A 9,830-nucleotide genomic window follows, 5' to 3' on the forward strand; every position below is an offset into this window, starting at 1 on the left:
TTGCAGTGCGGATTGCACAGCGTGCAGGCGTGATTTGCCGAACTTGCGTTCGATTCTGTAAATCTCTGTTGCTATGCTCAATTTGGCGCTGTAGCGGTTCATTTTTGGGCGACTTTCTGCGTTTGTGCTGCGTTGTCTTCGGCAGCTATGCGTTTGTCGTCGGCGACGACGTAGCCCGCCATAAATGCGGCAAATAACGCTAATAAGACGATCCAAGGGGAGTCGAATAAATTGTTTTTCATGCGAGTACTCCAAAAAAAAGTCGAGTCTGGCGGTGCCAGACGAATGATTAAATTACTCAATGATTAAGATTCTGCGGACTGCCCGGGCACTGCCCTCATCCGACTCGTGATCGCCGTCCTGGTCGCCGTCGCCGAAATCCTGCATCCATGCGCAATCGGCGTTGCCAGCGCCCTGCGTTGATGTCCAGTACCAGTCATCTAAGTCAAACAGGCCTGGCAGGTTGATGTACATCAAGCGTGCTTCGTGGCGGGCGGGTAGATAGAAGTCGGATAGACCATCTATGCATAATTTGCTTGCCCATTGCGCGGCGGGGTGATTGATCGCGGATGCGCAGAGGTAGAGGGTGTTGGCGATGCCATCGACGTCACTGCATGCGCCGTGTTGTTTGTCGTAGCCATCTGCCCAGGCGATATCAGAGACGATGGCGAGTGGGTCAACGGCGGTGATGAGGTGGTAGTCAGGCAAGCCTTTTTCACCGCGCATGATGCCGGTGTAGACGCCGCCGTGACCATGCCAGTATTTGCCGATGCGGGGAAGGTCGCCAAATGGTTTGATCGTGGCTGGTTTTTGTAGTGACGGTGAACCGTTGCCGATGAGGCCCCTTGGGATTCTTTCTAGTTGGGGTTGGGTTGTTGATATCAGTAAAGCTGCTGCTTTGGGTTGGATGGTTTGCATGTTGGCTCCGTCGGTTAGTGACAAAGCCAATATTAGGTGTACCTAAATTCAAAGTCAAGAAATAAATTAGGAACACCTTAAATTAGGTCGATTGTGAAAAATTTATTTTAGATTTACCTTAGACTTAGACGAAAAAAAGCACCTAAGGTGCTTTTTAACATCACTGTATTCTTGGTCAGGCTTGTGTTAGCTTTTCTAAAAGTAGGCTTGCAAACGGCACATCGGGCCTTGGTAGACAAACCATGTGAGATTTTGACCCGACGTGGAATGTAATGCCGTCTTCGATTGTGAAAAAGCTGGTTAGTTTTGAGTAGGGAATCTCGAAGCTCTTTATTTCACCAGCAAACACAACTCTTCCGCTGGTCAGGGCAAATTCGCCTTTTGAGACGCCGACATATCCTTTTACTGCTTTGGCTTTAGTACCCGCTTTTCCTACGGTTACGCCTTTGGCTATATTGACTCTCACTGAGGTGGTACCAGCTTCATAACCGGTCACTTGCTCTTCCATCAAAATCGCGCCTCGGCTTGAGAGGTGAGCTGTTTCGCCAGATCGCAATATCACGGACTTGACACTGACAACTGGAAGTTCGCCATTCTTGATTTTAAATAGCTGTTGATCCCGCTTCATTTGAATATCTTGAATCATCAGCGCTTCTTGTTGTTTTTCTAGCTTTATTTTTTTAGCAAGAGGAATAAAGCACCAGATCCCGAGCGCGCCAAATACGATTACTTCAGTAATGCCAAGAAATAATTGACCATCCAAAATCACTTTTAAGCTGAATAGTGTCAATACTCCGAAAATACCAGTACCAGCTTTTCTTAAAAAATCCATTTTCCATTCCTCTTTAGTTGAATATCAAAACCTATTGTTTACAGCCTTTGCGCTCCCACTTATCCTTTGCTTTTCCTTCTTCTATAGTCTGCCATTGCATATTTTCTGGCGTGTCTGGACCACCGCAAGCGAGTGCAATTACGTGGTCTTTGACATAGTCTGCCATTGCATATTTTCTGGCGTGTCTGGACCACCGCAAGCGAGTGCAATTACGTGGTCTTTGACATAGCCTGGGCATGCACCCTTTTTTTTGCCTGTTGATGGGCATGGGTGCGAGTGTTGGAACTGTTGTTTAGTTTTGGCGCTGCGAGCAAGCTTGGCGTCGGCGCTTGTCGTTACGACTACGCAAAGCAGAAATACCGCGCAAAGTTGATGAGTAAGGTGGCTCAATGTAATCTGCCGCTATTTTTAGTGGAGGGCGTGATTTGTAATTCGGATAAAACATACAAAAATATACACTACATTTACAAATTAGTTACATATGTGAACTGTTTTAATAAACTTTTTACATCAAAAGGAATCTGCAATGAAGACGACGCATCAAGAGCTTATTAAATTATTTGATGGAATGGATGAACCGGCGCAAATTTGGTTGCTGGCGAAAGCAGCTTTGTTGGTGCAGAAATTTCCTACTGGGACTTGTTCTTGTGACGTGGTGACGCTGCATTGACGACGTCGATTGCTGCGGTATCAGATTCTTGGATAAAGTCGTCAACCTCTTTTATTTGCTCGATAAGCTGGGAGGATGGCATTGGTTGAGCAATGGAATCTACGATCTGCGCGGCTAAGTGGCGCTGGTATTCGGTCATATTCTGCATGACCTGAACTACATGGATGGTCTCAACATCCAATGCGTGATAAGGGTTGATTGTTTTTAATTCACGACCAGTGACTAGCCATTCTGCGGACACGCCTAAAATTTGGCAGATGCGGATCATCTTTTCCGCATCTAGCTTTTTGATATCTCCCGCTTCCCAATCTGTCACGGTTGCAGCGGACACGCCCACGCGTTTCGCAAAATCAGATTTTTTGATTTGCGCATTTGTTCTCGCGATAGTAAGTCTTTGATTCCAGCTCATTAGCTTTTCCTAAGTTTCCGTAATCGTAGATCAAAACAATTAAGGTGTGCCTAAACTTTCTCTTGCGTTTAAAATTAGGAACACCTAAAATTCAGCAATGGAAAATCTACTCGACTCTAAGATCATTGATAAGCTAGGCGGTACATCTGCTGTAGCTAAGATATTTGATATCTCTCCGCCCTCAGTTTCTGACTGGAAAAAAACGGGCATCCCAAAAGCTCGCCGGATGTACTTAGAGCTGAAATATCCAGACCTCTTTTCAACAACTCAGCCGAGCGACAACTGCAGTCTATCGCCGGTTGTCCAGTAAAAAAACCACAACAAACGGGGGAAGTAGTGAATCTACGTCAAGCATATTTAAGAATGATCAAGGCGTTTCCTGGCGGCTGGGATGCGATGTGCGGTGCGCTGGGTATGTCGCGTGATTCGCTGGAAAATCGTATCTATGAGCGTAAGGGACAAGATGTTGGGGTGCAGACTGCCATGCTGATGCAGTCTTTTACTGAGACTACTTTCTTCGCAGATGCGGTTTGTGCTTTGAGCGGAGGGACGTTTTCTAAGCTGCCATCGGTCGAGCACATTAGCAATGAAGAGATTGGTGTCAAGTTTCATGAGCTGTACGAAGAACTAGGCATGTTGTCGCAGGAATACCGCGAGGACACAAAGAACGGCTCCATTAATCCGCGAGAGAAAGAGCGCTTTAATGCCTTGGTCGACAAGATTCATAAAACGATGGACGAATTACGTGCGTTGACCTTCAGAGTCTACTGCCATGAGACGAAGCGTAAAACGATGGCTGAGGGTGAGCAGGTATGAGCCGCCACACCGGGCCGCGTGCAGGGTCTGCTGCATGCAAGGTGATTTGCCGCTTGGTTGAGTTGGGCGGTACCGCAAAAATATCAGTGTTGATGGAAGTTGTCGGTGCTGAGTATTCGCGCGTCAACACGTTCAAAGAAAAGATCGCTAATGTACTCGATGGCTTTAGTTTTGCGGAGCTGCATGGGGATAGCCTGACTGCCACGCTCAAGGGCAAAGAGTACGCGGCTGACATCGATGGCACGTATTTGCCATTACCGCAAAAGTATGTGGGCCAGATCGCGCCACCACGCTTGCCAAGCCCTCAGAAGCCATTGGACTTGGCAAGGCTGTTTACGCCAACGTTGGTGCGCGATGGTGCGTTTGATCATCAGCAGATACCGTCGCTGATGGGTGGTACTCGCAAGCTGCCTAGTGGCAAGGTGGTGTCATGACATCGTTTTGTTATACGGCGTCACGTGGTCGGCCTAAGTCTAAATTGGTGTTGCCGCATGATGATATTAAGTACCGGATTTTGACTAAATTGTTTCTGTGTCGTGGGTATCGCGCCTATGGCATTTCTCTTTTAAATACCTTCCCTGATTGTTTGCGTGACTTGATGCATGTGCATAACGTGTGCGTGGTCTTATTCCGTTTTGGCTTGCTTGAGAAGCAGCGGGGCATGTACTCGTTGACGGATGCGGCGGTGGCGTTCTTGCGGTCGGGTAGCGGGGTGTTTGTGCGTTCTGTTGGGGGTGTTTGATGGATTGGTTCCGGTTGTATGGCGAGTTTGCTGCTGACGCTAAAGTGCAGAGTATGAGCGAGTCAATGCAACGGCGTTTAATCATGTTGTTTTGCCTCCGTTGCAGTAACGCTCTGGTAACGTTACATGATGATGAGATCGCATTTGCATTGCGAATAAGTGACGACGACCTTGCGCAAACGAAAGTGCTGTTTATGCGTAAAGGCTTTGTTAACGAGGATTGGGAAATACTCAATTGGGACAGGCGTCAATTTAAGTCAGACTCAAGCGCAGAGCGGGTTCGCAGGAGTCGGGCGAAGGAAAAAGAGGGCAAAAAACAAGATGAAACATCATGTAACGTTACAGTAACGCCCCAGAACAGAACAGAACAGAACAGAACAGAACAGAACAGAGCAGAGCAGAAACCCCGTGTAACCCCGGAGCCTTCGGAAAAAAAAGAGGTAACGGCATCGGATGAGCCAAAGGCACGCGGGGTAAGCGCTGCGGATTTGAGCATTGCTTTCAGGAAAAACGGAGTGAAGTCGCAGCCAGCAGACCCTCGCTTGATCAAGCTGGCAGAGCAGGCCATCACGCCAGAGATTATCGATTCTGCTTGCGCAACTGCCAAGCAATCGAAGCCTTCTGAGACGATCAATGCGGGTTATGTCATCGCCATTATCGAGCGATGGGCAGGGGAATCAGCGGGCATCAATGCCACGGGCGCAACGGTGCCGCAAGCACGTGCCTCGCCTTCGGGAGCGCAGAAATTTAATGCCACCGCGTACGTCAATCAAAACCGAAAATAGCTATGACAGCCGAGATTAAAAACAGGATCAGCACTGCGCCAGTGTCGCCTTGGTTTGAGGTGCATCCGGCACTGGGAATTACACCGATCGATCATCTTTACAACCGCTTAGATGGGGCTTATCCGAAGCGTTGGCGTGAACTTTTTCCGGATGCGCAATCGCTGCAAAATTGGCGTGAGAGTTGGGTTGAAGCGTTGGAGGATGAGCGGATCACGATGGATGAGGTGAAGTTTGGCATCAAGGAATGCCGCCGCGTTTGCATTCATCCACCGTCGATCACGGAGTTTTTAAAAGCCTGCAGGCGGTCGCTTGACCCTTTGTCTGCGTACCACGAGGCGATAGCCGGGCTGGCAGCGCGTGAGCGTGGCGAGGTGGGTTCGTGGAGCAGTTTGGCGTTGTACTGGGCTGCGGTGTCGATGTCGTATGACTTGAAAATGCTGACGCATGGACAGATCAAATCACGCTGGGAATCGGTGCTGGCTTATCAGTCGGCGCTTGGTGTTTGGGAGCCAATACCGGACATTGCTTTGCGTGTTGAGTATGTTCCGGCTGTGGCGTCGCCAGAGGTTGTGCAGGCGGCACGTGAAGTCCAGAACAGTTTCACAAAAGAGCCTGGCTTTGATCATTTGCGCTGGGCTAAACGCATCATTGAGCGGTGGAAAGCGGGCGACCAGACAGTGCCATTGGTATCGCTTGAGAGTGCGCAGGTTGTGATGGGCTACAAGGCGCGACCAGACATGAATCAAGCGCTACGCAGCAGCAATGAGTCTTTGCATTGATCAATTTATTTTGGAGTTTAAGAATGCTTGAGAGCCCATGCGCAGCAACAAGTTTTGAAAACAGAATGGCAAATTGGGCTAGTACCGTTCGTACGAAGCATGGTGCGGGCGGTGGATGCTGCTGTGATTGGGCGGCATCCTACGTGGCTTGCAGAAATAAGCGTGAGGAGGCTTTGGCTGTGGCTTTGCAGATCACTGAGCCAAGTTCGGAGCTTTATCACGCTCACGTGGATGAGCTTGATGGCTGGCTGGTGGAATTTGCCTGGCGCACGTTAATTCATTTTGACCAAAAGCAGATATTGCGGTTTAAGTACGTTTTTGGATATCCGAACCATTTTATTAAATCAAAGTTGCATATAAACGACAGTTCTATACGCATTGTGCTTGGCAGAGCGATAAATAATTTGACTTTGGTGCTTGATAGTTTGGAAGTTCCTGCTAGAATTCGGCATTACAACTTGCACGCACGGTGTGTTCCGCGCCTAGAGGCATTAGCCGTCCCTTTGGGGACGGTTGCGCCTCTAGGAAGCGAAATAACCTGAATAAAGCCCTGAATGACTGAATCAGTCTTCGGGGCTTTTTGCATTGCTTTTTTGGTTTTGTATCCTTGTGTGCTATTGCACTTTGCCCCGGTCGTGTAATGCGACTGGGGCTTTTTTATGGGCGCTTTATGGCTATCAAGATTGACGTTAAAAGCAATATCGATAGCGTATTAAGAGACATGCAGCGGGTAGAAGCCGACGTGCGTCAGAAAGCGACTGTGCGTGCTTTGAACAAAGTCATCGCGCAAGTGAAGACAGACGTATCACGCCAGATACGTGACGCTGGCTATAACCTGAAGGTGTCTGACATCAAGAAGGGGCTGGCAACGTTCAACGCAACCAGTGGCAACCTTACTGCTAGGTGTGTTGCATCTGGCAGGCCGATACCGCTGATCAGGTACAGCGCACGTGAAACTTCTAAAGGTGTATCAGTAAGCGTGCTCAATGGGCGTAAGGTAATCAGTGGTGCGTTCATCGCCACGATGCCGAGCGGGCATAAGGGCGTGTACACGCGCACAGGCAACGCACACAAGAAGATCGTAAAGAATGGCCGCACCACATGGAGCGGCCTGCCGATCAAAGAACTGTTCGGACCAAGCATACCGGATGGCATGGCAAACAAGGCAGTGCAGGACTCATTGCAACGCTTGGTCGATGACAAGTTCCCATCGATCCTAGCGCAGCAGATCAAGTACCTAATGCGCTAAGCATCGCCGCCAAGAATTTCCAAGGTACTTTCCAGAGACAACACAGAGCGGGTGCGAAGACCCCGAGTTTCGTCTAGTTAGCTGAATTGCTAGGGGGCTATAAATGAGCGTTACTCAACAACAGATCGCACACCATCTAGACATATCTCAAGTCGAAGTCAGTAAATTCCTAAACCAGTCTGGCATCGATTGGAAACAAACAACGCTTGATGTCATCCGCGTCGAATACATCCGCAAGTTACGCGCACAAGCATCAGGCCATCGCAGTGAGGATGGCCTTGATCTTGTACGTGAGCGCGTTCTCAGTGAGCGGGTTGACCGCGAGTTAAAGCAGTTCACCCTGGCTGAAAAAAAAGGCCAGCTCATCAACGTCGCGCAGCTCGAACCAGAACTGATGCAAATGGTTGGCGCGTTTAAATCTGAATTGATGGGGCGAGACGACAGACTCAAGGCCGCGCTTGATGCTCTTTACGGAGTCGATGTCGATATCCAAATCCTAAATGAGTTCACTAATGCAGCCTTCAAACATCTTGCTCGATACGATGCTAGCAGTAGTGCAGCTCGTAACACGGCTGACGACGGCGCTAGTTCCGGCGGAAATAGTCAGCCTGTATATCTGGTCGAAAACGCACCGCCGGTTATCGGCTAAAGCCTCAGCGCTACCAGGCGCGTACGACCCAGATTTAACACCATGGATCAAGGGCATTCACGACGCGATTGATGATCCAACTGTACGCAAGATCGTCGCCATGAAGTCCGCGCAGGTTGCCTGGACTGATGGCGCAATCCTAAATTTCATTGGCAAGATCATCGACATCTGTCCGGTGCCGATCATTATCATGTTCGCCAAGGCGCAAGCCGCCAAAGAGTTTAATGATGAAAAGCTCATACCGATGGCAGAAGTGACACCACGTGTCGCAGCCAAGTTACAGATTCACAAACGCAAAGACCGCGACAATCGCTGGGATTTTAAAAGTTTTCCGGGTGGCTTCATCAAGCTCGTCGGCTCCAACAGCCCCAGCTCTGTGAAGTCAACACCGGCGCCCATCGTCATCGTGGAAGAGCCGGACGATTGCAATGACAATGTGCGTGATCAGGGCGACACGATCACGCTGCTAGAAGAGCGCGTCAAGACCTTCGCCCGTAGCAAAGTAATCTTTGGCGGCACGCCAACGGTCAAGGGAATTTCACGCATTGACGCTGCATACCAAGCCAGTGACAAGCGCGTATTCATGGTGCCATGCCACCACTGTGGTGAGTCGCACGTGCTTATGTGGGAAAACGTCAAGTACACCGAAGAGCCAGAATTTAATCATGAAGTCTTCGGCAAGGTCAGGCCAGATTCAGCACGCTATGCCTGTCCGCATTGCACCTGCTTATGGACGGATGTAGAAAAAAATCGCAACGTCAAGAAGGCGGTCTGGATCGCCACCGCCCCGTTTTACGGCGTCGCTGGCTTCTACATTAACGAACTGTATTCGCCGTTCCCCGGAAGCGTTCTACAAAAGTTGTTAGAGAAATTTCTTACGGCGCAGCATCTGCTCAATCAGGGTGACGACACCAAGATGCGTGCGTTCCGTAACAGCAGCGAAGGCCTGCCATACGAGTACAAAAGCGATCTACCCACCTCCGACAAATTGTCAGAACGCGCAGAAGAGTACGACGAAAGAACGATCCCATGGGGCGGCATGGTGCTCACCGCAGGCGTCGATGTACAACACAACCGGCTTGCAGTGGTCATACGTGCATGGGGTAGGGGGAGTGAATCTTGGTTAGTCTACTGGGGTGAAATCCACGGGCAAACTTTGATCTCCAATTCTGGGGCATGGGACGATCTTGACACTTTATTGACCAGCGAATTTACGCATGCCAGCGGCAACAGCATGACGATTCGCGCCGTATCCGTTGATTCATCTGACGGTGTAGCAACTGATGCTGTCTATGACTACGTGCGTGATCGTAAGGCCAAAAATTACATGGCGATCAAAGGCGCGTCTGAACAAGGCAAAGTATCACGAGAGATTTTTGCCCGACCCAGTTCAGCAATTGATTATGACAAAAAACACAAGCCGCATCCATCAGGTGTGCGTCCTTATATCGTTGGTACCCAGAGGGCAAAAGATTTAATCATCACTGGCCGCCTAGCACTAACAGGCAACGGACCCGGACGCATGCATTGGTACAAATCCGTGCGCCCCGATTACTGGGATCAGATCACCTCAGAAATCAAAGCGCCGCATAAGACGATTAAGAATCACAAGACGTGGCAGAAAAAATCGGGCGTCAGAAATGAAGCACTGGATTGCGAAGTCTATGCACTCCATGCGGCAATGTCGATCAAGCTGCATCTATTAAAACCTGCTCACTGGGATGCGATTGAAAAGCAATTACGCCAGCGTCAGATTTTTTCAGAGCATGCGCCGCAAGAACAACCGCTAGTGCATACGTCTGCACAAGACGATGCACCCGATATTGATCAAGACAGTAATGACGATGCAGGACAGCAGGCCAGTCCGGCACCGATCAGGACTATAACCAAACCAATCGAACCAAAGCCAGTGCTAAAAGCGCAGCCAAAACAACGGCCACGCCGCAGTACGTCCGGCTATTCCGCGAAGAACTGGTAACCC

The 9,830-nt window shown here is 49.5% G+C and carries 15 protein-coding genes; 10 read left to right on the forward strand and 5 right to left on the reverse strand.

Annotated features, from left to right (window positions below):
• Nucleotides 1-98 precede the first annotated feature (98 nt).
• The 5 genes from QN395_RS03620 to QN395_RS03640 all read right to left on the reverse strand — a co-directional run bounded on the left by QN395_RS03620 (nt 99) and on the right by QN395_RS03640 (nt 2,829).
• Nucleotides 99-242, reverse strand: a complete 144-nt coding sequence (locus tag QN395_RS03620; protein WP_323491680.1) for a hypothetical protein — start codon at nt 240-242, stop codon at nt 99-101.
• Nucleotides 243-294: 52 nt separating this feature from the next.
• On the reverse strand, nt 295-918 hold the full coding sequence (locus QN395_RS03625) for a hypothetical protein (RefSeq protein ID WP_323491681.1): 624 nt from the start codon (nt 916-918) through the stop codon (nt 295-297).
• 175 nt (nt 919-1,093) lie between these two features.
• Nucleotides 1,094-1,750, reverse strand: coding sequence for a hypothetical protein (locus QN395_RS03630; RefSeq protein WP_322118724.1), 657 nt, complete (start codon nt 1,748-1,750; stop codon nt 1,094-1,096).
• 31 nt (nt 1,751-1,781) lie between these two features.
• The gene (locus QN395_RS03635) at nt 1,782-1,916 is read right to left on the reverse strand and encodes a hypothetical protein (RefSeq protein WP_322118725.1); all 135 of its coding nucleotides are present in this window, start codon (nt 1,914-1,916) and stop codon (nt 1,782-1,784) included.
• Nucleotides 1,917-2,379: 463 nt separating this feature from the next.
• The gene (locus tag QN395_RS03640) at nt 2,380-2,829 is read right to left on the reverse strand and encodes a helix-turn-helix transcriptional regulator (protein WP_322118726.1); all 450 of its coding nucleotides are present in this window, start codon (nt 2,827-2,829) and stop codon (nt 2,380-2,382) included.
• A gap of 97 nt (nt 2,830-2,926) precedes the next feature.
• Here QN395_RS03640 and QN395_RS03645 point away from each other — a divergent pair, with 97 nt between their 5' ends.
• The 10 genes from QN395_RS03645 (at nt 2,927) to QN395_RS03690 (ending at nt 9,827) form a co-directional block, all read left to right on the forward strand.
• Nucleotides 2,927-3,139, forward strand: a complete 213-nt coding sequence (locus QN395_RS03645; protein ID WP_322118727.1) for a Cro/CI family transcriptional regulator — start codon at nt 2,927-2,929, stop codon at nt 3,137-3,139.
• Between the two features lie 26 nt (nt 3,140-3,165).
• On the forward strand, nt 3,166-3,645 hold the full coding sequence (locus QN395_RS03650) for a YmfL family putative regulatory protein (protein WP_322118728.1): 480 nt from the start codon (nt 3,166-3,168) through the stop codon (nt 3,643-3,645).
• The gene (locus QN395_RS03655; RefSeq protein WP_323491682.1) at nt 3,642-4,079 is read left to right on the forward strand and encodes a hypothetical protein; all 438 of its coding nucleotides are present in this window, start codon (nt 3,642-3,644) and stop codon (nt 4,077-4,079) included. The genes QN395_RS03650 and QN395_RS03655 overlap by 4 nt, the downstream gene beginning before the upstream one ends.
• Nucleotides 4,076-4,387 (forward strand): hypothetical protein, encoded by a 312-nt coding sequence (locus QN395_RS03660; protein ID WP_322118730.1) that lies wholly within the window; start codon nt 4,076-4,078, stop codon nt 4,385-4,387. The genes QN395_RS03655 and QN395_RS03660 overlap by 4 nt, the downstream gene beginning before the upstream one ends.
• Entirely contained in the window at nt 4,387-5,172 is a 786-nt protein-coding gene (locus tag QN395_RS03665) for a hypothetical protein (protein ID WP_322118731.1), read from the forward strand. The genes QN395_RS03660 and QN395_RS03665 overlap by 1 nt, the downstream gene beginning before the upstream one ends.
• 2 nt (nt 5,173-5,174) lie before the next feature.
• Complete coding sequence (locus QN395_RS03670; RefSeq protein ID WP_322118732.1) at nt 5,175-5,951, forward strand: hypothetical protein; 777 nt, start codon at nt 5,175-5,177, stop codon at nt 5,949-5,951.
• Between the two features lie 23 nt (nt 5,952-5,974).
• A complete protein-coding gene (locus QN395_RS03675) occupies nt 5,975-6,493 on the forward strand; it encodes a hypothetical protein (RefSeq protein ID WP_322118733.1) in 519 nt (172 codons plus the stop codon).
• 128 nt (nt 6,494-6,621) lie between these two features.
• A complete protein-coding gene (locus QN395_RS03680) occupies nt 6,622-7,200 on the forward strand; it encodes a phage tail protein (protein WP_322118734.1) in 579 nt (192 codons plus the stop codon).
• 103 nt (nt 7,201-7,303) lie between these two features.
• A complete protein-coding gene (locus QN395_RS03685) occupies nt 7,304-7,849 on the forward strand; it encodes a MarR family transcriptional regulator (protein WP_323491683.1) in 546 nt (181 codons plus the stop codon).
• Nucleotides 7,743-9,827, forward strand: coding sequence for a phage terminase large subunit family protein (locus tag QN395_RS03690; protein WP_323491701.1), 2,085 nt, complete (start codon nt 7,743-7,745; stop codon nt 9,825-9,827). The genes QN395_RS03685 and QN395_RS03690 overlap by 107 nt, the downstream gene beginning before the upstream one ends.
• Nucleotides 9,828-9,830 lie beyond the last annotated feature (3 nt).

Source organism: Undibacterium sp. RTI2.2, from assembly GCF_035018705.1.
Lineage (GTDB): Bacteria > Pseudomonadota > Gammaproteobacteria > Burkholderiales > Burkholderiaceae_D > Undibacterium.

Bases quoted from the DNA above. Each gene is read 5' to 3' on its own strand.
- QN395_RS03625 (WP_323491681.1), bottom strand. From the start codon at position 918: ATGCAAACCATCCAACCCAAAGCAGCAGCTTTACTGATATCAACAACC.
- QN395_RS03680 (WP_322118734.1), top strand. From the start codon at position 6,622: ATGGCTATCAAGATTGACGTTAAAAGCAATATCGATAGCGTATTAAGA.
- QN395_RS03645 (WP_322118727.1), top strand. From the start codon at position 2,927: ATGGAAAATCTACTCGACTCTAAGATCATTGATAAGCTAGGCGGTACA.
- QN395_RS03685 (WP_323491683.1), top strand. From the start codon at position 7,304: ATGAGCGTTACTCAACAACAGATCGCACACCATCTAGACATATCTCAA.
- QN395_RS03635 (WP_322118725.1), bottom strand. From the start codon at position 1,916: ATGGCAGACTATGTCAAAGACCACGTAATTGCACTCGCTTGCGGTGGT.
- QN395_RS03665 (WP_322118731.1), top strand. From the start codon at position 4,387: ATGGATTGGTTCCGGTTGTATGGCGAGTTTGCTGCTGACGCTAAAGTG.
- QN395_RS03690 (WP_323491701.1), top strand. From the start codon at position 7,743: ATGCTAGCAGTAGTGCAGCTCGTAACACGGCTGACGACGGCGCTAGTT.
- QN395_RS03630 (WP_322118724.1), bottom strand. From the start codon at position 1,750: ATGGATTTTTTAAGAAAAGCTGGTACTGGTATTTTCGGAGTATTGACA.
- QN395_RS03675 (WP_322118733.1), top strand. From the start codon at position 5,975: ATGCTTGAGAGCCCATGCGCAGCAACAAGTTTTGAAAACAGAATGGCA.
- QN395_RS03620 (WP_323491680.1), bottom strand. From the start codon at position 242: ATGAAAAACAATTTATTCGACTCCCCTTGGATCGTCTTATTAGCGTTA.
- QN395_RS03655 (WP_323491682.1), top strand. From the start codon at position 3,642: ATGAGCCGCCACACCGGGCCGCGTGCAGGGTCTGCTGCATGCAAGGTG.
- QN395_RS03640 (WP_322118726.1), bottom strand. From the start codon at position 2,829: ATGAGCTGGAATCAAAGACTTACTATCGCGAGAACAAATGCGCAAATC.
- QN395_RS03670 (WP_322118732.1), top strand. From the start codon at position 5,175: ATGACAGCCGAGATTAAAAACAGGATCAGCACTGCGCCAGTGTCGCCT.
- QN395_RS03660 (WP_322118730.1), top strand. From the start codon at position 4,076: ATGACATCGTTTTGTTATACGGCGTCACGTGGTCGGCCTAAGTCTAAA.